This window comes from Paenibacillus sp. Y859, from assembly GCF_056786405.1.
On the sequence record NZ_JBXCIZ010000009.1, the window covers coordinates 18,090 to 39,888 of the forward strand.

Genomic DNA, 21,799 nt, shown 5'->3' on the forward strand with positions numbered 1-21,799 from the left:
ATTATCATTCCCTTATGACTTTACTTATTTAAAATAGGTATTTCTCCAAGAAGTTTCTTCAAGTTGATAGAATCCCACGGTATATGCTCCGTTATACCTAATCCAACTACATCTGTTTCTTCAGATAGCTCTTTAATCAGATTAAGGAGCCCGGGCATTTGCATGGTTCCAGCAGCGGAAAGATCATATGGTACTTCAGGGTTGGCGAATAATAAAGAACGAAATGCCTTAGGGTCAAGCACATCTAGATCAAGGTGAATCGCTAGGTGCTTAATGTTACTTTGTTTAATCCAATCCTTTATAGATTCAGTGCTGTTCATTAACTCTTGGGTTTCAGCAGTTTTAATACCTAGTCGTTGAATGATTTCTGTATCTAGATCTGTTTGTTCATTTATACCCGCAATAAACACATTTTCGGGTTTTAGAGGAATTTTCACATGTTTGGCGAACTCTTCATCGCCTTCTCCTAACAAGTTCCCGAGAGGTAAGGTATGCCCATAATCATACCCGACAATTCTTCCTAAATCGCTGTGAGCATCGATCCAAACCAAACCTAATTCCCCATTATATCGTTCGTTTAAATAGGCGAATGGGGCTTGTTCGACTAAGCAGTCACCACCAAACATAACAATACGATCCGGTTTATAAGCATCAATGATATGATGAGCAGCTTCTAATTGCTCAAGCAGCTGTTTTCTTCCATACGTACCGTTCTCGTTTTCAAGCGGAATTCCGTCATAAGCCTGAACAGGGACATGAATAAGGGGCTGATCATTGTCAGGGGCTAGCCAAGCAAGCAGTTCAGCTCCAAAAGAGTAGTTAGGGTTGTTTCCCCCTTGCCATTGTGGCATCAGTAAGCGTATTGTTTGTTTAGTCATTTTTTTCTCCCCTTTACTTAATGTAAAGCTAGTATAAAATAAAGACATACAAAAAAATAGTACGCACTTTTTAGATAGGTACTTCCAGAAAGGGTAGTGTAAACATGAGTATGGCTGAATTTATAGGTAAAGTTAAAAATATTCAAGATACGCCTTTTGGATATACTTTATCAGTTATTGGAGGAAAATGGAAAATGGTTATTATTTACCTCCTGGCTGAAAACGGGCCGGTTCGCTTTAATGATCTTAAGAGACAGGTCGGAGCTATCACTTATAAAATGTTGAGTTCACAACTTAAAGAATTGGAAGCAGATGGGATGGTAAAACGGATAGAATACCCTCAAGTACCTCCAAAAGTCGAGTACAGTCTCACAGAGAAAGCGGAAACCTTATTACCCGTTTTGGAAGGATTATGTGAGTGGGGAGTAAAAAATCAGAATAGTTAAATCTATTGTTTGTCGTATAGAACAGGACTGGCCTCACGGTTAGCCCTGCAGTGTTATGAACGATGATGATCTAAATGCTACTGTCTATCTACCGTAATATACATAGAAAGTAGATCCAGATAACGCTCATTTGCGTCAGCCACTATTACTGGTATAGGTGATGATGCACAAAAACCCATTTTCTTCACATTAGAAGAGAATAGGCTAGAAGATTAAGTATGAGCAAATAAAGGCGGATTAAACCGCTAATCTCGTTGGTTCATTTACAGAGTGGCGTCCGCTTACCGCAAGCAGTTTCTGCAACATTTATAAGAATAGCTCGGTGTCCGAAGCCGCAAAGACCCGCATGTTGACACAGCCGGCCATGAGCCAACATCTGGCCTCCCTGGAGGCCGAAGTGGGTGAAGCGCTTTTTATTCGAACGGCACGGAAGATGTTGCCCACTGAACGAGGGAAGGAGTAATACTCCCAGTTGGCCCCACTAATCGAGTCGCTGGAGGAGACAACGGTGAATTTCAGGACGGCTTCACTACCGATGCTCACCATGATCAAGATAGGCACTGCACACGAGTTCTATACGGAAAAAATACATCCCCGGCTGCATCGAGTACCTGAAATTAATGGATGAGGAATTTGTGATTGTGGCCCCTCAGGAATATGAAATACCAGACACAGACGATCTCGAAGTATGTCATTCCGAATTTACATATGATATTGAAGGCTATAGGTAATGGAACCGGGCTTAGTGTGATAACTACCTATCTGAATGATGAGGCGTCCAGATTCGCGAGATTATGGCGGTCATACACGAAGAGGGATAAAGATCAGCCAGTGTCTGTTGGGGGATCTTTATCTATATTATATATAAATATATTTATTGTTAATCCATTAAAATATAATTGGTTTTATAGATAGAGGGGGAATACACTAGCTGAGTAACTAACAAAGATATAGGAGGAGAGAAACAATGATAGTATTCATGACAGGTGCTACTGGTTATATTGGCGGATCCGTGGCGAAGGTGCTGATTGATGCCGGACATGATATCTACGGTCTGGTGCGTGATCCAAAGAAGGTGGATGCGCTTAAGCAACTCGGTATTGAGCCCGTGTTTGGAACATTAGAAGATAATGAAGTGCTGACCAAGTATGCTAAGTTGAGTGACGCGGTCATTCATACCGCCGATTCGGATCACAGAGGGGCTGTGGAGACCTTTATCGCCGCCTTACGTGGTACTGGCAAAGCATTCCTGCATACATCAGGTTCCAGCGTGGTCGGAGATGATGCTCGGGGCGATTCTGAAAGCGAGAATATTTATGACGAGGAGACGCCGTTTGTTCCCATGGATATTCGCGCTGACCGGGTCGCTATCAACAATTTGGTTCGCAAAGCTGGAATAGATGAGTGGGTTAGAACTGTGGTTATCGTGCCTTCCATGATCTATGGCGATGCACTTGGATTGCCGACGGAAAGCGATCAACTGCCTCAGGTTATCCTCAAGTCCAAAGCGGTGAGAGCGGGCGTTCATGTCGGCAAAGGTGTGAACTGCTGGTCCAATGTTCATATCAAGGATTTGGCGGAATTATATCGATTGGCTTTAGAAAAAGCACCATCTGCGTCATACTTCTTCGCAGAGAATGGAGAAGAGTCATTTCAGGATATTGCCAAATCCATCAGTGAAGCACTTGGCTTTTCAGGAAAAACGATGAGTTGGCCGGCCGACGAAGCCATTGCAGAACTGGGCGATTGGGCTCGATTTGCCATTGCATCCAACAGTCGAGTACGTGCAGTACATGCAAGAAATCTGCTGGGCTGGCTACCTTCGGAAGAACCTATGCTGAGCTGGATTAAGAACATCTCATAAGCGAGAAAAAGGCTTTTTGCATAGCGGACATGCTGGAACTGATGACGGTCAACGGCGAATGGAGTTCGTGGGATTCGCAAGCGATGAACGCCACTTGCTTCAGCAAGCTTATTTATTACAATGATTTCGAATTGTTCCTCATTTCGCAGGATTCGTATCATTTGGAATCAAAGTGTTCATAGTGTCCAGATAACGATCTGTTTTTCTACTTTATATTTAGCACTTTATTTCGCTTCCCACTGGTGCACAAGAGCCATTAATATGCCTTGAATTAAACCAGGTTATTGAGTAAGATAAAAATATGTTAAAATTTACATCCTATTATTTTCGTTATTGGTTGAAAAATATGGAAGTTAATTTGCGGAGGTGAGACTTTTGGAAACGATCGGTGTAGGATTCTTACATGCTCAACTCTATGCAAAGTTAGCGGAAGAAATGGTAATGCTTTGTATAGAGGATAAGGAAACAATATTACCATTGTGGTAAATAACTTTCTTCCGACTGGCTTTGCACCTTATTTATTTACTAATAAGGGAGTGAGTCAAGTTGAAGTATTCAAAAGCAGAGGATATTTTTCCAGAAGAATTGCTTATTGTAATTCAGGAATATGTGCAAGGTGAATTGATATATATACCAAAACCAAAAGAGAGTCATAAAAAATGGGGAGACAATACCCAAAGCAAGCTTATGATTGCGAATAGAAATGTAGAAATTCAAGCTTTCTATCGAAAAGGAATTCAAATCAAAGAACTATCTGAGAAATATTTTTTATCCATAGATAGCATTAGAAAGATAGTTTATCAAAAACGTTAGACAAGTCCGTTCGGCCGATCAAATTGATTGGCTTAACGGACTTTTTTGTGTAAAAGACGACTTAAATCAACTTATCCCTCTCATACAAACGTTATTTGATGTACATTAAAATTGAATGGAGGGGGAGATGATTATGGAAATAAAAGATGCAATATTAGGAGTGAAAACAATGGATGAATCTATTAAGAAAAAGTTGATGGATAAGAATGAAAAGTTAATCAACATGGTTGTTGAACGTGCTAAGAGAGACTTTCCTGACGATATAGCCATTATTGGACTTACCGGTTCTTTTTGTACGGGAGATTTTCATGAAAAAAGTGACCTAGACTTGATAATCATCAACAACACAGATCAAGGGTGGAACATTTCTTCTTGCTTTATTTGGGATGATGTTGGGTACGACATATACTGCACTCCATGGGAAACCAGAATACAGGCGCAAGCAAACCTGGAAGGTCCTGGTGTTTCCAGCTTAACGGAGATGAAAATACTTTATTGCGCGAAGCCGGAGTATTTGGAGAGATTCAACGTTTATAAGCAAAAGGCGCTTGATGAACTTTCTAAGCCAATTGGGAAAGACTGCCTTACAAGAGCAGAAAAGTGGATTGATATAGCCAAGCAAGAATATACAGGATCTATGTTATATAACGATATTGGATCAGTAAAGTACGCATCTGCTTGTGTGGTAGATAATCTTGTAAATGCCTTAGTCAGTATGAACAACACATGCATTAAGAGGGGAATTAAGAGGTGTCTTGAAGAAATACTTGCGTATCAATATATTCCTGAGAACTTTGAAACACTGTATATGGCAGTTATAGACGCAAATTCAATTCATGAAATACGTAAAGCATCACTCGATGTATTGAGAAGCGTTGTTCTTCTATATGATACCATGCTAGAAAAGTTTGTAGAAAATACGATACCAACTTATGACAATCTTCGGGGAACATATGAGGAATTATGGTGCAATTACCGAAACAAGATAATTAAGAGTGTTGATGCGAGCGATAAATCATTTGCATTTCTTGTAACAATGGGTGCACAGAATTATCTTGACGAAATGACAATGGACAGAGGAATAAAAAAATTCGATCTGATGCAGTATTTTGATGCCAATAATCTCCCTGGATTGAAAATGGCTTTTCTCGGTGTTATGGATGAATATTTGGCTGAGTATGAAAGGGTAGGAAGAGAAGTAGAAAAATACGAGAATTTTGAAGATCTATACCGTAATTATATGATCATTTAAGATTGAAACTAATTTTTGAAGAACTTCGCGAAGTCATAAGGATAAATAAACTGGATTACGCGGGTTGCTTGGTCGAGGAGCAAGCAGAGCTTGCGACCAGACACATCATCAGCAAACATAAAAAGGGTCGGAGCAGGGGGTTAACCCTCGATCCAACCCTTTTTATTTACCTCTTTACGGTTCAATCCCCCATACAAGCTGATCGTTCATATACCCGGTAACCTGTTCATTGTCTGCGAACTGACTGCTGGATGCTTTAAACGAGTAATCGTTAGCCTGATTGTAATTGGAGCAGTCGGTTTTGGAGAAACGCGTTTGGATTTCTGCGCTTTGGCCAGGATTAAGCGTTCCAGCCGAACTCGTAAAGCCAATTTCCAGAACATAATCGGCTCCCGCAACCGGAGTCTCCAGTTTAACGAAATTGCCGGTTACATTCGCACTCCCGATATTGGCCCATTCGCTCCAGAAATTCTGTGGTTGTTCGCCGTCAATTGTATAGTAGTACCGGAGGTTGACATCACTTAACTGAATCGCCGAATCACCGTTGTTGATTACTTTGAATTTGGGTGAGATTCCGTTGGTGGAGGCACTCGTATTGCCGTTAAACGATTGGATTGTCAACTCTCCTGCGGGTACAGGAACACTGTTGTCCACCACATTTACTGTAAGCACAGCGTCATTTCCTCCGCTGAAATGAAAGATTATCGTATTCTGGCCCAGTGGCAGCGCGGAAAGATAGGATTTGTGCAGAACGATAGCAGTGCTTGATGTCGTATATTCCTGATCCGCTATAAGAATGTAATTTCCATTCGTTATACTTGCAAGCTGGTGTCCGTTTAAAGTAAGGGATATAGAGATATCCTGTGCGAGATTCGATGCTTTATCAAATGTCGCATTCACTGGCGAAATCACAGCGCTCGGTGTTGAATCGACAATTTTAACTTTTAATACGGGATCTTGTCCTTGATTAAAATCAAAGATGATCAAATGCTCTCCAACCGGCAGTTGAGCAAGAAATTCTTTTTTCAGTAGCAATGTATTTTCGTTTAAGATGTAGTCCTGGGTTGAGGTTAATGCATTGGTACCTAATCGGATAGCGGATAACGTATTGCCGTTAAAATTCACGGTGATGGCTTTGTCACTTTGATTGGCCGCGTATTTGTCAAATTCGACGCTGGTAGGTGTAATGGATGAGCTTGGGACTGGATTGTTGACTTTTAGATCAGGTAGCTCATCTAATGTGATTACGTAATCACTTTGATAAAGCGTTGTTAAGGTAGCGGGATCATTAAAGGCGGTACTCATGAGATGCTCGCCATACCAAGGGCAGTAGTAGAGCCATCCCGCTTTTTCCTCTATCAGATTCTGTACACTTGGGACGGTGTCGTTCTCTGTCATGGCTACCATTTTAGTGCCATCGGTTAAATCAACAAGTTTATAGAAAGTCGAGGTAATGGCGTCCTCATTGGGTACGCCGGACAAACCGTCATCACGGTTGTAGATCGTATTGTATTTATCATAGCCGACAATATCAACCTGATGATCTCCAGGATACCAAGCAGGAGAATTGCTGTACACGTAGCTATTGTAGGTCCAGATCAAGTTGTGCAAGCCGTATGTCTCTGAAAGTTCGGTATAGAGTAGATCCCACAGCTGCTTTTATACCTCTGCGCCTGCCGAAGCCCACCAGAACCACGCGCCTTCACCATTTATTCCGCCGTTGCCTTCCGCCTCATGATAGGGACGGAAAATAACCGGCACGTTGTTATCTTGGAGAATCAGCAGCTGTTCTGCCAAATCCTCAATGGTCATCATCACGTATTGAAATTCTTTCGTACCAGGAACCACCGCATTGGCAGTATTAAAATTGGTTTCCGTCGGCTTGTAGGTGGCGTCTTCCCAATCTACAAACTCCCCAAGCTGATAGGTGGTGAAATTGCGAGGCACATTGATATGCCAGGCAGCTGTGGCAATCCCACCGCGGTTATTCACCCATTCGATGGTCCGTTCGGTTGTGTCGTCGTCCCAGCCATAGAGCGGATTATAGTTCATAAAATCGAAGCCGCGGATTGCTGGATATTTTCCGGTTAAATTATAGATCCAATCAAACTCTAACTCATAATCGCCGTCATTTCCACTTCCATAAATCTCCTGCTGTCCAGAGATAATATGGTTGCCGTAAACCTCCGTTAAATAATTCATCAACATCTGTGTTTCTGGTGTTGCTTGAGGATCGGTAAGAATAGGCTGCACATCCAAAGGATCAAGATCGGCATAATCAACAGTGAAGGTGTCGAAATAAGCGAATCCCCAACCAGCCTTCAGTTGAATGGTGTTGCTTCCTTGATTCAGCTTATAAAATCCAAATTCAAAGTCAGACCATGTGGTCGTGTAGGGCAACATAAACGAGCCCTTGGTAACGCCGTTGACTGTTAAATATTGAAGTCTGCCATCAGGACTGAGCTCTTGCATGTAGCGGGTGGAGATCGCATACATGCCCGTTTCTGGGACAGTCACTGTGAAGGTTATTGTGCCAGAATTCTGCATCCAGACAAATCCGCTCCCGGAGAATCCAGGCTTAGGTTGTCCGTAAATTTCAGTCACCACTTGAAGATCGGAGGTGAGCTGAGCGTTCTCGCTTTCAATCGTGAAAAGTGGGATGTCTGCATGTACTGGCGCTGTCATCAACCCAAGGAGTAGGGTAAACGCCAGCATAATTGCGATTGCCTTTTTAAACAAGTTTTTCATAATCATCATTCCTTTCCATGTTAAATTGATAAATATTTGTGACATCTAACATTTCATGGATGCGCTTACATAGCGAACATAACATACATGTAATAATTTGTAAATATTAGAGAATAAGAAAATAAGTTATTGTTTGGATGTTCCGACAACACATCCCTTTTATCGAGAAATCGCCATAGCGGAAAAAAGTACGCTGAGGCAGCGATTAATTTTCGATAATGATGTTTGCCAATTTAAGATTAACTGGATTTACAATTGTATCTCCAACAGGGCACTTGATCTTCAATAATTGTATGATTTCATCCACTGTTTCTTTCGGTGAATTAGTTTTGATTGTAAATGAGCAGTCGCTAAAATAAATGTGGTAACAGCAGCCATTTTAGAATCTCCTATGATTAAATAGTAATGATTGAATTCGTGAAATAAAAGTCACTATTCCAGTGTGTATTATAAATTTTAGTTTAATGATGTAAATTCATTCGACATCTAGTACATGAATACACAAAGAAATTTTGAAACCAGCTCGCTCCAAAGTTAGTTCAGAAACTTCAAATTTTTCGACCCGTAGTGGTAATTATTGTTGTTTATACCCAATCCAAGTTTACTAAAACCCATATTATAGGTACATGGAGGTGTTCTAAGTTGACTATTTATTCAAACAAAAAAAAGAGAATTCTCATGAAATGCAAGTCAAGTTATCGTAGTTTATGTAAGAAGAAACTGAAGAAACATAAACCCCATAGGAGCAATAAAAAAAGAACTAAGTGTCTAAAAAGAAGCGGAATTTGCATTAATAAGGATATTATTTGTAAGATAAATAATCAAAAGAAAAGCAAGAAGTGTTGTGAAAGAGGATCTAGAGGTAAGCGAGGTAAGCGAGGTAAGCGAGGTAAGCGAGGACCACATGGGTTTAGAGGAGAAACTGGAGAAACAGGAGCAACTGGAGCTACAGGTGCAACAGGTGCAACAGGGGCAACAGGGGCAACAGGTGCAACAGGGGCAACAGGGGCAACAGGAACAACCGGAGCAACTGGAGTAACCGGAGCAACGGGAGCTACAGGACCAACAGTAGCAACCGGAGCTACCGGAACAACAGGCGCAACTGGAGTAACCGGAGCAACGGGAGCAACAGGAGCAACAGGAGTAACCGGAGTAACAGGAGCAACGGGAGTAACCGGAGCTACAGGCGCGACAGGCGTAACAGGAGCAACTGGAGCAACTGGACCAACAGGAGCAACTGGCGCAACAGGAGCAACAGGACCAACAGGAGCAACAGGAGCAACAGGAGCAACAGGAGCAACAGGAGCAACTGGCGCAACTGGAGCAACAGGAGCAACAGGAGCAACCGGAGTAACCGGAGCTACAGGAGTAACTGGAGCAACAGGAGCAACAGGAGCAACAGGAGCAACTGGAGCAACAGGACCAACGGGAGCAACAGGACCAACAGGACCAACAGGAGCAACAGGACCAACAGGACCAACAGGACCAACAGGAGCAACAGGAGCAACAGGACCAACTGGAGCAACGGGAGCAACAGGAGCAACAGGACCAACGGGAGCAACAGGAGCAACGGGAGCAACAGGAGAAACAGGAGCAACGGGAGCTACAGGACCTGCAGGGGGATCAACAGGAGAAACAGGAGCTACAGGAGATAGTGGTGAAACGGGAGCAACAGGAGCAACAGGAGCAACGGGAGCAACAGGAGAAACAGGAGCCGCAGGAGAAACGGGAGCCGCAGGGGGAGCGACAGGAGCTACAGGCGTAACTGGCGCAACAGGCGCAACAGGAGCAACAGGGGCAACAGGACCAACAGGCGCAACTGGAGCTACAGGAGCTACAGGAGCTACAGGAGCTACAGGAGCAACAGGAGCAACAGGACCAACGGGAGCTACAGGCGTAACTGGAGCAACAGGAGCAACAGGACCAACCGGACCAACGGGAATAACTGGAGCAACAGGAGCAACAGGGGCAACTGGAGCAACCGGACCAACAGGCGCAACAGGAGCTACAGGAGCAACAGGACCAACGGGAGTAACCGGAGCAACTGGCGCAACAGGGGCAACTGGAGTAACAGGACCAACGGGAGTAACCGGAGCAACTGGCGCAACAGGGGCAACTGGAGTAACCGGAGCTACAGGCGTAACTGGAGCAACAGGACCAACCGGACTAACTGGAGTAACGGGTGATGGATCACCATTTATTGAAACCGTAAAAATGGGAGACATAGACACACTAATTGATTTTAACGAAGGTTCTGGAAACAACCAAGCCATTGGCGCTCTTGCCTTTAATGGGCAAGACTCAACGATCAGTAGACTTGCAGCTTTTGTTACACAATTAGGTAGTAATACAGGTAGGTTTCAGATGGCTGTTTTACAACCAGTCAGTTCAACAACAGCTTCGGTTATTGCTGTGACTACTGTATCAATGTCCTTTACACCAGGTCTGTTCATCCTGCCATTAACTGCACCTATTACGCTGTTAGGTAATAATATTTATTATCTGGCTGTGTACAATCAAATTAATGGGTCTTCAATAGGTGGTAGTACTACGGGAACAGGAAGTGTAAATGATGCCTTCCCAATCAATTTTAGAGCTCAAAACCTCACGGGTTTTACGGTTGGTGATCTCATAAACACAAGTGATGTAAGCTTGCGGTTATCACCTTGGGTCGCTGGATTAGTCTAATTATTATTTTGACTTTGGTGCAGGCCTATTACGGATGTCAAAGTAATTATCATTCTTAAGAAACTTAGTTAGATAGAATATTTAGAAAATAAATTTATTAGATATAACGATAAAAATATATTTTATTTGGTTTCTCATTGAACACAAGAGCTGAAGTAACTTCCATAAAAACAAATTGAAGCCGTGGTTCTTCTCACAGACTCCGTTGATGCGCCTCGGTACAGCTGAGGATATCGCCAAAGGCGTGCTGTTCCTGGCCTCGGATGATTCTTCCTATATTACAGGAATTGAACTGCCAATCGACGGCGGATATTACGCCAAATAAATTATTAACTGCCTATCTAAATCCCCGGGAAGTCGGAACCTCATTTCACTCCCGGGTCTTTTTCTAACGAGTTATGAAGAATTTAGAGAATAGGGAATGGGAAGATCGGTACCATTTTCTTTTTATGTACAGGAAATTCTTGCCGGAGCAAGATGGCCGTAGGTTGGGCTAAGAAATACTTAGGGGGGACTTGGAATATTTATAGTGCTGGCATTGAAGCCCATGGCTTAAACCCTAAAGCTGTAAAAGCTATGAATGAGGTAGATATTGATATATCTATGCAAACCTCGGATATGATTGATCCCAATCTTTTGAATAACGCAGATCTAGTCGTTACCTTATGTGGCGATGCTACTGACAAATGCCCGATTACGCCTCCAAAAGTGAAACTTGAACATTGGAGATTTAATGATCCAGCCAAAGCGCAAGGTACAGATGAAGAGAAATGGGCAATGATTTATTATCCAAGTACGGTTCTCGGTTGATTGTAGTACATTTACATGATAATAACGGAAGTCATAGCGAACACGGGTTACCCTTTGACGGCACGATTGATTAGTCTACAACCACGAAAAAAATTGTGGAAACGGATTATTCAGGCTCAACTACAATAGAGTCCAGAATTTAGGATTATGAGGATTTATCGGCTAAAGAGTTTTTACATAAAGCGTTTGAGCGAGCAAAAAGGCTGGAAGCATTAAAGCTCTAAAATCCGTGAAACAGAAATAATCCGTAACAATCATTGATATATGCAGGATACAGTAATTAGCAGCATCTTCACCTTACCCCTTTAAAGTGAAGGTGCAAGTACAGGATTGCTTTAATTTAGGCCACTGCGCCTATCCAGCCAGTCAAGGGAAGTAATATGCCAACACATATAGTCATTGATTTTCCGGAGGATCTTGAACTAAAGAATTACATTAATTCTATTGTTACAAAACATGGTTAGTAAACAACTCATTTGAAACGAGTTGATTTTTTGTGTCGGAATCGGAGGGGATTGGCTACGGGACCAAGTTCTTGTCCGATTGCCAATTTGATTCAAAATTCGACTATTTGGAGAGGAAGCAAAATCAGAATATGCTTTATATCTTATAAATTTGGCTGAAAAAAGCCATAAAATGACCCCTCTATATAATAGTTTTAATAAAAATGGAATTAAAAAAAGGATTGTATCTATAATTTAATTAAAGAAAACATCGACTTTTGGAGTAGCACTTGCAAGTGTACACTGCTTTTCCGGTTAAATTAGCTAGCCATATATTTCAATGATCCAGAGGCTGTAAAATTTACTCCTGAGATAGCAAAGCTTGTAATCGGGGCCTTGAGATTGGATGGAGATTAAGACGTAAATATTGGGGGAAGAGTTACGAAACTGAAGCTACAAAAGCAATTTTACAATGTACTTTTGATAACCTTGAAATAGTAAGAGGGCAAGAACATGGTCTTATTGCTGATTTGATATTCACTTAAATAGAGTTTTTTCAATCCAGCTCTCTGATTACTTGTTATTTTAACATAAGCTCATTAAAGCAATATCCGGGTGATGATAGCGCAACAGTGATTCAGGAATCGTTGGAGATTGGTCGATTTCGGACAATCTGCGAAATTTATGTCGGCGGTGATGTGGCGTTGAGTGCCAGAATGTACGACATTCAGCAAGGAAAGCTTGCCATGTTGATCAGTCAGGGTGCTGTGGAGTTTAGCAGGGTCAAGATCGAAACTGTATAAGAGGTCGTCCCATTTGCAGAGAAACCTGCTTAGGGGACGATTTCTTCTTGTTCTACCCCTCATCGAACTCGGGTTTTTAGCCGTATTCTTTACCGAAGTCCTCCATTTTCTCAAGGACCGGCAGTATTTTGATTCCCTTGTCCGTTAACGAATACTCTACCCGTGGAGGAACTTCCGGATAAACCTCACGTTTAATAACCCCATCGTTCTCAAGCTCCTTAAGTTGCTTGGTGAGAGAGCCTTGTGACAAACCTCCAAGAAATTTTTTTATATCCGTATAACGGCGTGTTTCACCTTTTAGATACCATAATATAAAATATTTCCAACGTCCTGAAAGAACATTTTGAGTAAAGGCAATCGTGTACAACTCCCCTTTTTCATCCTTAAACTCTTTATCAAATCCTTCATTACAGACCCTCATTTGTTGTTACTCCTTATCTATTGGTACAAAAAATTGTACTATGTTCATTTATATTGCCCTCTTTGCAGATAAAGCAAATGAATTTATGATGGTATCAATGCCACTAAACAGAATAACTTTGTTCAATTTTTAGTTAGCAGACTAATTATTATTGTACCACAAAAAAGTGATCCAACACTCACCTAACCTGAATAAAGGAGAAGAGATACATGAAGATGCAGTTGGCTCTACAGATGGTTTCCGGGTATGGCGCTGAATTCAGCGCCTGGAGAATGCCTGGGACCGACCCAGCAGCTTACACCAATATAGATAGTTATGTGGAGCGAGCCAAATTAGCTGAAAAAGGGAAATTTCAAATGATCTTCATCGCGGATACTCCTGCATTATACAATGACTTAGGTCCTCAGACTCCTATGTTCCCTATGGATCCTATGTTAGCACTAATGGCTGTAGCCAGAGAAACGAAACATATTGGGCTTGTTGCTACCCTCTCCACGACATTCAATTATCCATATAACATCGCACGTCAGTTCAAAGCACTGGATGTTATAAGTCATGGCCGTGTAGGATGGAATGCGGTCACCTCATCCCACCCATTAGCGGCGGCGAATTTTGGTGCTGAGGTTTCTAATCGCAAAGAACGATATGACATGGCTCATGAATCCATACAAATTGTCCAAGCCTTGTGGGGGAGTTGGGAATCAGACGCTTGGACATTAGATGTAGAAGGTGGAAAGTTTGCCGACATGGACAAAATTCGACCTATAAACCTTGAAGGGCAATATTATGCATCTCGTGGTCCTTTGCCCATCCCTCCCTCAGAGCAGGGTCAGCCCGTTATTTTCCAAGCAGGCGGAGGGGATGAAGGATTGGAATTGGCTGGGAGGTACGCTTCTGGTGTCTATGCAAATCCTTATGATATAGAGTCCGCCCGTGAACACAGACAAGCACTTCGTCAAAGTGCTGCCCGTTTTGGCAGAAATCCCGATGATATTAAGATGTATGCAGGTTTTATGTTTTCCATAGGTTCAACTGATGACGAAGCTTTGGAACGGCGAAGACAGCTTATGAGTTTTAATCCTGAGGAGATTCCAAGTAGGGTTAGTTACCTTGGTTCTATGATTGGTTTACCGCTATCTATGAACTCTGTCGATATTAATCAGCCTTTATCAATTGGCTTGTTGAAGAATGCATACGCCAATCCACGGGATCCACGTTCACCCAGAGTTTTAAAGCTACTAAAACAAGGGCTAACTATTCGGGATGTTCTTGCCCATGGTGTCATTAACTATCATCCGGTAGTTGCAGGTACCCCCGTACAAGTTGCTGACTTTTTGGAAGAATGGTTTTTGGCCGGTGCAGTTGACGGCTTCTCGGTTGTTCCTGATATATCTTATGATGGAGTTTCTGATTTTGTGGACTTAGTTATCCCAATTTTGCAGGAGCGTGGTTTGTTCCACAGGGAATATGAGGGGAAAACACTGCGCGAGAATATGGGGGTTCCTTATCAATACGGAAATGCTGAAATAGTAATAACGAATAAAGGAGAAGATACAAATGAATAATACCCTTGAATTGCTTCATAATCATACATCTGTTCGTTCTTATACAAATCAACCACTGACAGAGGAACAAGTTAATGCAATCTTTAAAGCAGCTAATCAAAGTTCATCGTTCAGTCTCCTGCAGGCTGTGTCCATTATTCGAATTACAGATCCGGATCTGCGAAAAAAAGTGATGCACCTCTGCATGGATCAACCCTACATCGAAGAAGCAGCAGAGTTTTGGATTTTCTGTGCAGATTTCAACCGTAATCATCAAATTGCCCCGGATGTGGACATCGAGAATATTGAATTTCTCCTGATTGGAGCATTTGATGCGGGACTGATGGCACAAAATGCGTTAACCGCTGCTGAATCCATGGGACTTGGCGGTGTGTTTATTGGTGCAGTCAGAGCAAATATCAACGAATTATCCGACCTATTACATTTGCCGAAGTATGTGATTCCTTTGGTGGGACTATGCATCGGTACTCCAGCGGGAGATAAACCAGAGCTTAAGCCACGGTTACCGCAATCCATGGTCTTGCTAGATAATCAGTATCAACCACTTGATCAAGAGAAACTAGCCGTCTATGATGAAACCATGTTGAAGTATTATGAAAGCCGCCCGGTTAAGGCTCCATTCACAGTGAAAAAAGTAAAAGGATGGAGTGACCATATCCAGGATCATCTCCAGAGAAGTATTCAGACCAAAACGATGGGTTATTTGAACAAGCAGGGATATGCCAAAAAATAAGTTTAACGAAGTCGAGTATAATGATCTTTAGTCTGGAAAAACTGCCCTTGAATAGGGGCAGTTCCCATTTATAATTGACATCCGTTTTTTACCGCGACATATTTAGTAGGCTAAATATATTTAGAATGGTGGAGGTTAGTCCATGACACATGCAGTGGATTGTGATATTCGACAGTCGTTAGATCGGATCTCCTCACAAATGCGTCGAAATTATGGTGAATCTCTAAGGGAACTTAACCTTTATGTCGGGCAAGATAATTTATTGTATCGTTTGTGGTTAGGCGATGGGGTAACACAAATGCAAATATGTGAACACTTAAAATGCGAACCCCCTACCGTGACCAATATGGTTAAATCACTGGAGCAGAACGGATTCATATACCGTAAACGAGATGAACAAGATGCACGGGTTATGCGGATTTCCCTTACAGATAAAGGCAAAGAATTAGAAAAACCAGTTGAGATTAAATGGTGGGAGCAGCAGGAAAAATTACTGCGTTCCATTTCTACGGAAGATCGGCTGATATTAAGACAATTAATTCAAAAAATGGAGAGTAATATATTATAGGCTCTCTATTTTTATAAACATATATTTAGCAAGCTAAGTAAATTTAACACAGAAAGGAGTTGCTGATAAGTGAATACAGGAAACAGTCTACAGCTTTCTATTCTAGACTTTGTTCATATTTATAAAGGATCTGACGCTAGGCAAAGTCTCCAAAATATAACGGAAATGGTTCAATTAGCAGAACAGTGGGGGTTCAACAGGTATTGGTTTACTGAACACCATAACACAACAACCTTGATGAGTACTTCACCAGACTTGCTAAGCCTGCATGCAGCAGCTCACACCAAAACCATACGAGTCGGTTCCGGGGGGATCATGTTGCCTAATCACAGCCCCTTGAAAGTTATGGAGAACTTTACTCTTCTCGAAGGATTATATCCAGGGCGTGTTGACCTTGGGATTGGCAGGGCTTCAGGTACTGATGGCAGAACCATGTGGGCATTGCTAAGGTCCCAGGAATTAATGGAGGTTAATGATTTTCCAGAGCAATTAGATAACCTGCTTTCCTTTTTTGACCGTAACTTTAAAGAAAACCACCCGTTTAGTCACATCAATCCTCCTGGAGATAAATCAATGGTTCCAGATATGTTTATGCTGGGATCTAGCGAGGGCGGATTACATTTTGCCTTGGAAAAAGGATTAGGGTTTGTTTTTGCTGCTCATTTGGCACCACAACTGGCTATTCCTATGTTAAGAGCTTACCGTTCGAATTTTAAACCTTCGTCCTATTTAAGTGAACCCCAAAGTATGTTAGCGACGATCGTTATTACAGCTGAGACGGAAGAAGAGGCTAAATATATAGCAGGACCGGCGGAGTTTATGTGGGCCCAGATGAGCACAGGGACGAGAAAACTTACTTTCCCTACACCTGAAGAAGCCAAATATCACAAATACACTCCTCAAGAAGAGCTGGCTAGGGAACGAAATAAAGAACGCTTTGTGATTGGAAGTGTTAGACAGGTTGCTGAGCAACTTCAACAAATTGCGAAAGCAAGTCTAGTGGATGAAATCATGATTGCAGACTTTTATCCTAATCAAGAAAGCCGAAAGAAAGGGCATGAATTATTGGCTAAGGAATTAGGTTTATCGCAGGGAAATAAGTGAACTCGTGAAAAGGAGATCATTCAACCATGGAAGAAAGAAAGCTTAAATTAGGAGGAATTATTGATGGCGTTGGTTGGAATTACACGGGTTGGAGACACCCCGATATTCCAGCAGATGCCAGTGAAAATATTGAGTATTACGTACAGAAAGCCATACAACTTGAACAGGGAAAGTTCGATCTCATCTTTTTAGCGGACGTAAGTCATATTGGACCTGGCATGATCCCTCACTATCTAAGCATGTTTGAGGGCGTATCTATATTGTCTGCATTGAGTATGGTAACTCACTCCATTGGTTTGGCCGCAACCATAGCGACTTCATATGCTGATCCATTTACGGTTGCCAGACAAATCGCCTCACTCGACAAGATTAGCAAGGGAAGAGCAGGGTGGAATGCGATCACCTCGAATCCCGGAGGATTAGCCAATTACAGCCGGTCCCATTTAAGGAAAGCAGATCTTTATCCCATGAAAAAAGAGTTTCTAGAGATTGTTGAAGGCCTCTGGGATTCGTACGAAGACGATGCATTCATACGTGATAAGAAAAGTGGGGTATTCTATGACCCGCATAAGATGCATCCGCTACATTATAACGGGAATTACTTTTCAGTGGAGGGACCCTTAAATATTAGTCGATCCCGACAAGGCAGACCGGTCATCTTTCAAGCCGGTACCTCCCCGGAATTCATGAATATTGCTGCACAGCATGCTGAAGTCATCATGGCACCTGGAGATGATTTTGAATATCTCAAGGGATTTACTGCGGACCTTAAACGTAAAGTGCAAAATCAAGGGCGTTCACCAAACGACCTGCTGATGATGCCTTCTCACAATCCCATCGTTGGTGAAACGGAAAAAGAAGCCTTGGACAAGCTAAGGGAAATCGAATCATGGATGCCTAAAGGTTATCGAGTGCCGAAACCTCTATTAATGGGATCTGCGGAGAAGGTTGCCGAAACAATAGAACATTGGTATCGAGCAGGCATCATGGATATCTTGCTGATTAGACAAGATCATCCAGCCGGATTTGAGGACTTTATCCGATTGGTTGTTCCCATATTACAAGATAAAGGCATATTTCGAAAGGAATATGAGGCGGATACACTTCGGGGGAATTTAGGGCTACCTTACCCTGAAAACAGGTATAAAAGGCAATAAACAATAAAACAAACAAGAGGAGATTTTATTATGAAAAACCGAATTACACAACTACTTGGAATTGAGCACCTATTATTTCAGCAGCAATGACATGGGTAACCTCTGCAGAATTTGTTGCAGCAGTATCCAATGCAGGTGGTATGGGCGTATTGGGGCCAAATGCTGGCCAAACCGAAAAAGCAACGAGTACAGAAGATATGGCAGATCGACTAACCCAAGAAATTCGCAAGGTTAAAGCCTTAACGAATAAACCATTTGCTGTAAATTACATTTTCCCAATGGGAGAGGCTATAGAAGACCCATTTACTAATGCAGTTTTTGATGTATTGATAAAAGAAGATGTGAAATACGTTATTGCCATTGGACAACATGTGGTCGATCGTGAACTGAAACGGCTTAAAGAACATAACATTAAGGTAGTCTACAGAGACTTAAGCCCAACCGTAGAAAAGCTTGTAGAAGCTGAGAAATCAGGAGTGGATGCACTTATCGTTACAGGTTATGAAGCTGGTGGCCATATGAGTGATTATAAAATTAGTACTCTTTCGCTTGTTCCACAGATAACTTCACTTGTAAAAATACCTGTGATTGCTGCCGGAGGGATTATAGATGGCCGGGGAGCGAAAGCAGCACTATCTATGGGTGCAGAAGGTGTATATATGGGAACAAGGTTCATAGCGACTAATGAAAATCCGGCTAGTATAGAAACAAAAAAAGCCATCATTAAGGTGAAAAGTGAAGAGTTTATTGAATTTAAATCAGGTATAGGACATTTGAGAACCATTCCAACAGAAGCGGGCAAAAAAGCGTTAGAACTCATTAATCAAGGAAAGCATGAAGAAGCATACACATATTATGGAGAAGGGTTCAAAATAGGAATGTTAGATGGCGATCTGATCAATGGAACCATAAGTGTTTCTGAATCAGCCGGTTGCATTCAGCAAATTCTAACGTGTCAAGAAGTGATTGTTGAAATTGTTAAATCAATCGGATGAAGATCTCAAGAGGAGAGGCTTCCTTTTTAAACAGGAGGAAGCTCAACATACCAGAATTTAAAATTCAAAATAAGGGAGATGTTTTTCAATGAATAAAAAAATTCGTACAGGAGTCATAGGTGCTTCAATTAATAACGGATGGGCAAGCGGCACGCATATTCCAGCAATTGAGCATTTAGATGAGTTTGAGCTTACGGCAGTGGGGACAAGCAATATGGCGAGTGCAATGAAGAGCGCAGAAGCCTTCCACGCAGATCACGGGTTTGATAACATGGAGGATTTGGCCCAACATCCTGATGTGGACATGGTCGTCGTCAGTATTAACGTCAAGGAACATTATAATGCCGTTAAAGCCATTGCTCCTGCTGGAAAACCGATCTATTGTGAATGGCCACTGGGATCAAATACGGGTGAAGCACTTGAAATGCAGGAATGGGTGACGTCCCGCCAATTGCCAAATGCGATTGGATTACAGGCCAGACAAGCCCCAGCCATTCAGTATGTGAAAGATTTATTGGCAGAAGGTTATGTTGGAAACGTATTGTCTGCGAATCTAAAGATCTCCATTGATGGTATGGGTGGCGTCGGTGACAAGTCCACTGCGTACTTGTTTGACCGGAAGATTGGAGGGAACTTGCTGACCATTGTAGGTGGACATAATCTGGATGCATTTACCTACATGCTTGGGGAATTCACCGAACTTTCTGCCCTCACAGCACAGCAGTTTCCTGAAGTCGAATTGGTGGATATTCAGAAAGTCATCAAGAAGACGACAGATGATCAAATACTGATTACTGGAAAATTAACGAGTGGTGCCGTAGCCAGTATTCATATTCAAGGTGGAGTCAAACATCAGACAGGACTAACGCTTGAAATTTTCGGAGATAAGGGTACAATCGTGCTAAGTGCGCCTGCATCCATTCAATTCGGATCACACCAATTACGCGGTGCAGGAACTACTGACAACGAGCTTCATGAACTAACTATTCCCGATTCCTATTACTGGGCTCCACCTTCTCTAAAAAGTGATTCAGGTTTTGTTCTGAATATGGCTCAGGCTTATCGTAAGTTCGCCCAAGATATTCAAGAAGGCACAGCCTTAACACCTACTTTCGCGGATGCGGTGAAGCTTCATCAGTTACTTGATGCCGTCGAAAAATCAGCACAGACCGGTGAACGTCAATATTTTTAATGCTTAAAAAATCGTTTCCTCAGCGATCAGGTGCAATTAACGAACTATCTGACGTATTGAATTTACCGAAATATGTGATCCTTTGGTGGGGTTATACATCGGTAATCCAGCTGGAGATAAACCTGAGTTGAGACCTCAGCTGCCTCAATCCATGGTGTTACTTGAAAATCATTACCAATTACTTGATCAAGAGAAATTAGCTATCTATGATGAAACCATGTTGAACTATTATGAAAGTCGTCCGGTGAGTGCCCCTTTCACCGTAAAAAAAGTAAAAGGATGGAGTGCCCACATCCAGGATCATCTCCAGAGAAGTATTCAGCCTCAAATGATGGACTATTTAAACAAGCAAGGATTTGCCAAAAAATAAGTTTCAGACAAATTCAAACTTTTTGAACCTTAGAGCTGCCCCCAATAGGAGGTAGCTCTAAGGTGAATTGACACCTGTATATCACCGTGATACTTTTAGTCTGCTAAATACCATTCGGATGACAGGGATGGATAATTCATGACAGATGCAGTAGATTGTGATATTCGACAGTCGTTAGATCGGATTTCCTCACAAATGCGTCGAAACTATAGTGAATCTCTTAGGGAACTCAATCTCTATGTAGGGCAAGATAATATATTGTATCGACTGGTGGTTGGGTGATGGGGTGACACAGATGTAACTGTGTGAACACTTGAGATGTGAACCGCCAACGGTAACAAACTGAAAGCATAAGCTTGAGTTATCAAGCTTATGCTTTATAGTGCATCCAACATGGGAGCTATCTATAGAGTATGAATCCCTAATGAAGAAGGCGGTAAAGACAAGGGTATCATCGTGAGGTAGAATCTGAAGGAAGTCTGTGTCAAATATCCTGTCTGAGGGACATGATTTTCATATTAAGATAACGGGACGATCTATAGACTCTATGAAAATGGTAAGCTTGTAGATACGCAGAAACTGAGAGTTATAACTCCTAACCGTGGACGGCTTACACCAAGATTATAGGCAAGCAGCGGGATTATACGAGTTAAAGATTGAATTAGCGAATAGCCATCGATAGGTTCGAAGTGAGGTTATTCGGGTTGAGGTGAAATATATCTCAACACAAACGTCTCCTGCAGGGCATCTGCACAATCTTCGTCTTTGTTGACGATGGACCTTGCAGTTCTATACAAGGGTTCACCTGCTTTCTTGACTAAAAGTATTAGAATGTTTGTAACGTTACATATATTAGATCGGGTAGGTAGCTAGAAGGTTACATGGAAAAAAACACAGTATACGGGGGCGATACCCCGTATGTGAGAAAGGGACCTATTCTATAGTAGAA

21 protein-coding genes and 2 pseudogenes are annotated in these 21,799 nt (G+C 42.1%); 20 read left to right on the forward strand and 3 right to left on the reverse strand.

Annotated elements, in window-relative coordinates; translation table 11 throughout:
- Positions 1-20: 20 nt before the first annotated feature.
- A complete protein-coding gene (locus tag AC1TO8_RS17110; RefSeq protein ID WP_482056841.1) occupies positions 21-878 on the reverse strand; it encodes an arginase family protein in 858 nt (285 codons plus the stop codon).
- Between the two features lie 104 nt (positions 879-982).
- On the opposite strand from AC1TO8_RS17110, the gene AC1TO8_RS17115 reads away from it, so the two are divergent.
- The 6 genes from AC1TO8_RS17115 (at position 983) to AC1TO8_RS17140 (ending at position 5,253) form a co-directional block, all read left to right on the forward strand.
- Entirely contained in the window at positions 983-1,324 is a 342-nt protein-coding gene (locus AC1TO8_RS17115; protein WP_482056842.1) for a winged helix-turn-helix transcriptional regulator, read from the forward strand.
- 346 nt (positions 1,325-1,670) lie between these two features.
- Complete coding sequence (locus AC1TO8_RS17120; RefSeq protein ID WP_482056950.1) at positions 1,671-1,787, forward strand: helix-turn-helix domain-containing protein; 117 nt, start codon at positions 1,671-1,673, stop codon at positions 1,785-1,787.
- Positions 1,788-1,981: 194 nt separating this feature from the next.
- Entirely contained in the window at positions 1,982-2,239 is a 258-nt protein-coding gene (locus tag AC1TO8_RS17125; RefSeq protein ID WP_482056843.1) for a hypothetical protein, read from the forward strand.
- A gap of 52 nt (positions 2,240-2,291) precedes the next feature.
- The gene (locus AC1TO8_RS17130; protein WP_482056844.1) at positions 2,292-3,188 is read left to right on the forward strand and encodes an NAD-dependent epimerase/dehydratase family protein; all 897 of its coding nucleotides are present in this window, start codon (positions 2,292-2,294) and stop codon (positions 3,186-3,188) included.
- Between the two features lie 546 nt (positions 3,189-3,734).
- A complete protein-coding gene (locus AC1TO8_RS17135; protein WP_482056845.1) occupies positions 3,735-4,001 on the forward strand; it encodes a CD3324 family protein in 267 nt (88 codons plus the stop codon).
- Positions 4,002-4,134: 133 nt separating this feature from the next.
- Positions 4,135-5,253 (forward strand): nucleotidyltransferase domain-containing protein, encoded by a 1,119-nt coding sequence (locus tag AC1TO8_RS17140; RefSeq protein ID WP_482056846.1) that lies wholly within the window; start codon positions 4,135-4,137, stop codon positions 5,251-5,253.
- A 174-nt stretch (positions 5,254-5,427) separates the two neighbouring features.
- Here the strand turns inward: AC1TO8_RS17140 and AC1TO8_RS17145 are convergent.
- Positions 5,428-8,001, reverse strand: a pseudogene (locus tag AC1TO8_RS17145) (glycosyl hydrolase).
- A 218-nt stretch (positions 8,002-8,219) separates the two neighbouring features.
- Between AC1TO8_RS17145 and AC1TO8_RS17150 the strand changes: the two are divergent.
- From AC1TO8_RS17150 to AC1TO8_RS17170, 5 genes and pseudogenes are all read left to right on the forward strand, one after another.
- A complete protein-coding gene (locus tag AC1TO8_RS17150; protein WP_482056847.1) occupies positions 8,220-8,360 on the forward strand; it encodes a hypothetical protein in 141 nt (46 codons plus the stop codon).
- A 319-nt stretch (positions 8,361-8,679) separates the two neighbouring features.
- On the forward strand, positions 8,680-10,689 hold the full coding sequence (locus AC1TO8_RS17155) for a hypothetical protein (protein ID WP_482056848.1): 2,010 nt from the start codon (positions 8,680-8,682) through the stop codon (positions 10,687-10,689).
- A 178-nt stretch (positions 10,690-10,867) separates the two neighbouring features.
- Positions 10,868-11,014 (forward strand): annotated as a pseudogene (locus tag AC1TO8_RS17160) (SDR family oxidoreductase); the annotation flags it as partial.
- A gap of 104 nt (positions 11,015-11,118) precedes the next feature.
- Entirely contained in the window at positions 11,119-11,499 is a 381-nt protein-coding gene (gene arsC, locus AC1TO8_RS17165) for an arsenate reductase (thioredoxin) (RefSeq protein WP_482056951.1), read from the forward strand.
- An 844-nt stretch (positions 11,500-12,343) separates the two neighbouring features.
- Positions 12,344-12,487, forward strand: a complete 144-nt coding sequence (locus AC1TO8_RS17170) for a GNAT family N-acetyltransferase (protein WP_482056952.1) — start codon at positions 12,344-12,346, stop codon at positions 12,485-12,487.
- Positions 12,488-12,821: 334 nt separating this feature from the next.
- Here AC1TO8_RS17170 and AC1TO8_RS17175 read toward each other — a convergent pair whose 3' ends face one another.
- The gene (locus tag AC1TO8_RS17175; protein WP_482056849.1) at positions 12,822-13,166 is read right to left on the reverse strand and encodes a winged helix-turn-helix transcriptional regulator; all 345 of its coding nucleotides are present in this window, start codon (positions 13,164-13,166) and stop codon (positions 12,822-12,824) included.
- 209 nt (positions 13,167-13,375) lie between these two features.
- Here AC1TO8_RS17175 and AC1TO8_RS17180 point away from each other — a divergent pair, with 209 nt between their 5' ends.
- The 9 genes from AC1TO8_RS17180 to AC1TO8_RS17220 all read left to right on the forward strand — a co-directional run bounded on the left by AC1TO8_RS17180 (position 13,376) and on the right by AC1TO8_RS17220 (position 21,132).
- Positions 13,376-14,731, forward strand: coding sequence for an NtaA/DmoA family FMN-dependent monooxygenase (locus AC1TO8_RS17180; RefSeq protein ID WP_482056850.1), 1,356 nt, complete (start codon positions 13,376-13,378; stop codon positions 14,729-14,731).
- Positions 14,724-15,464, forward strand: a complete 741-nt coding sequence (nfsA, locus tag AC1TO8_RS17185; protein WP_482056851.1) for an oxygen-insensitive NADPH nitroreductase — start codon at positions 14,724-14,726, stop codon at positions 15,462-15,464. The genes AC1TO8_RS17180 and nfsA overlap by 8 nt, the downstream gene beginning before the upstream one ends.
- Positions 15,465-15,606: 142 nt before the next feature.
- Positions 15,607-16,032 carry a MarR family winged helix-turn-helix transcriptional regulator gene (locus tag AC1TO8_RS17190; RefSeq protein ID WP_482056852.1) on the forward strand — a complete coding sequence of 142 codons (426 nt, stop codon included), beginning with the start codon at positions 15,607-15,609 and terminating at the stop codon, positions 16,030-16,032.
- A gap of 69 nt (positions 16,033-16,101) precedes the next feature.
- Complete coding sequence (locus AC1TO8_RS17195) at positions 16,102-17,136, forward strand: LLM class flavin-dependent oxidoreductase (protein WP_482056853.1); 1,035 nt, start codon at positions 16,102-16,104, stop codon at positions 17,134-17,136.
- Between the two features lie 26 nt (positions 17,137-17,162).
- Positions 17,163-18,293: an NtaA/DmoA family FMN-dependent monooxygenase gene (locus AC1TO8_RS17200; RefSeq protein WP_482056854.1), complete on the forward strand. Its 1,131-nt coding sequence runs from the start codon at positions 17,163-17,165 to the stop codon at positions 18,291-18,293.
- 86 nt (positions 18,294-18,379) lie between these two features.
- Positions 18,380-19,288, forward strand: coding sequence for an NAD(P)H-dependent flavin oxidoreductase (locus AC1TO8_RS17205; RefSeq protein ID WP_482056855.1), 909 nt, complete (start codon positions 18,380-18,382; stop codon positions 19,286-19,288).
- A gap of 88 nt (positions 19,289-19,376) precedes the next feature.
- Positions 19,377-20,480 carry a Gfo/Idh/MocA family protein gene (locus tag AC1TO8_RS17210; protein WP_482056856.1) on the forward strand — a complete coding sequence of 368 codons (1,104 nt, stop codon included), beginning with the start codon at positions 19,377-19,379 and terminating at the stop codon, positions 20,478-20,480.
- An 85-nt stretch (positions 20,481-20,565) separates the two neighbouring features.
- Complete coding sequence (locus AC1TO8_RS17215; protein WP_482056857.1) at positions 20,566-20,850, forward strand: nitroreductase family protein; 285 nt, start codon at positions 20,566-20,568, stop codon at positions 20,848-20,850.
- A 138-nt stretch (positions 20,851-20,988) separates the two neighbouring features.
- Positions 20,989-21,132: a hypothetical protein gene (locus AC1TO8_RS17220; RefSeq protein ID WP_482056858.1), complete on the forward strand. Its 144-nt coding sequence runs from the start codon at positions 20,989-20,991 to the stop codon at positions 21,130-21,132.
- Positions 21,133-21,799: the final 667 nt, after the last annotated feature.

Coding starts and splice junctions, on each gene's coding strand:
- AC1TO8_RS17110 (WP_482056841.1), bottom strand. CDS start 878: ATGACTAAACAAACAATACGCTTACTGATGCCACAATGGCAAGGGGGA.
- AC1TO8_RS17115 (WP_482056842.1), top strand. CDS start 983: ATGAGTATGGCTGAATTTATAGGTAAAGTTAAAAATATTCAAGATACG.
- AC1TO8_RS17120 (WP_482056950.1), top strand. CDS start 1,671: ATGTTGACACAGCCGGCCATGAGCCAACATCTGGCCTCCCTGGAGGCC.
- AC1TO8_RS17125 (WP_482056843.1), top strand. CDS start 1,982: ATGAAATACCAGACACAGACGATCTCGAAGTATGTCATTCCGAATTTA.
- AC1TO8_RS17130 (WP_482056844.1), top strand. CDS start 2,292: ATGATAGTATTCATGACAGGTGCTACTGGTTATATTGGCGGATCCGTG.
- AC1TO8_RS17140 (WP_482056846.1), top strand. CDS start 4,135: ATGGAAATAAAAGATGCAATATTAGGAGTGAAAACAATGGATGAATCT.
- AC1TO8_RS17150 (WP_482056847.1), top strand. CDS start 8,220: ATGATGTTTGCCAATTTAAGATTAACTGGATTTACAATTGTATCTCCA.
- AC1TO8_RS17155 (WP_482056848.1), top strand. CDS start 8,680: ATGAAATGCAAGTCAAGTTATCGTAGTTTATGTAAGAAGAAACTGAAG.
- AC1TO8_RS17175 (WP_482056849.1), bottom strand. CDS start 13,166: ATGAGGGTCTGTAATGAAGGATTTGATAAAGAGTTTAAGGATGAAAAA.
- AC1TO8_RS17180 (WP_482056850.1), top strand. CDS start 13,376: ATGAAGATGCAGTTGGCTCTACAGATGGTTTCCGGGTATGGCGCTGAA.
- nfsA (WP_482056851.1), top strand. CDS start 14,724: ATGAATAATACCCTTGAATTGCTTCATAATCATACATCTGTTCGTTCT.
- AC1TO8_RS17190 (WP_482056852.1), top strand. CDS start 15,607: ATGACACATGCAGTGGATTGTGATATTCGACAGTCGTTAGATCGGATC.
- AC1TO8_RS17200 (WP_482056854.1), top strand. CDS start 17,163: ATGGAAGAAAGAAAGCTTAAATTAGGAGGAATTATTGATGGCGTTGGT.
- AC1TO8_RS17205 (WP_482056855.1), top strand. CDS start 18,380: ATGACATGGGTAACCTCTGCAGAATTTGTTGCAGCAGTATCCAATGCA.
- AC1TO8_RS17210 (WP_482056856.1), top strand. CDS start 19,377: ATGAATAAAAAAATTCGTACAGGAGTCATAGGTGCTTCAATTAATAAC.
- AC1TO8_RS17220 (WP_482056858.1), top strand. CDS start 20,989: ATGACAGATGCAGTAGATTGTGATATTCGACAGTCGTTAGATCGGATT.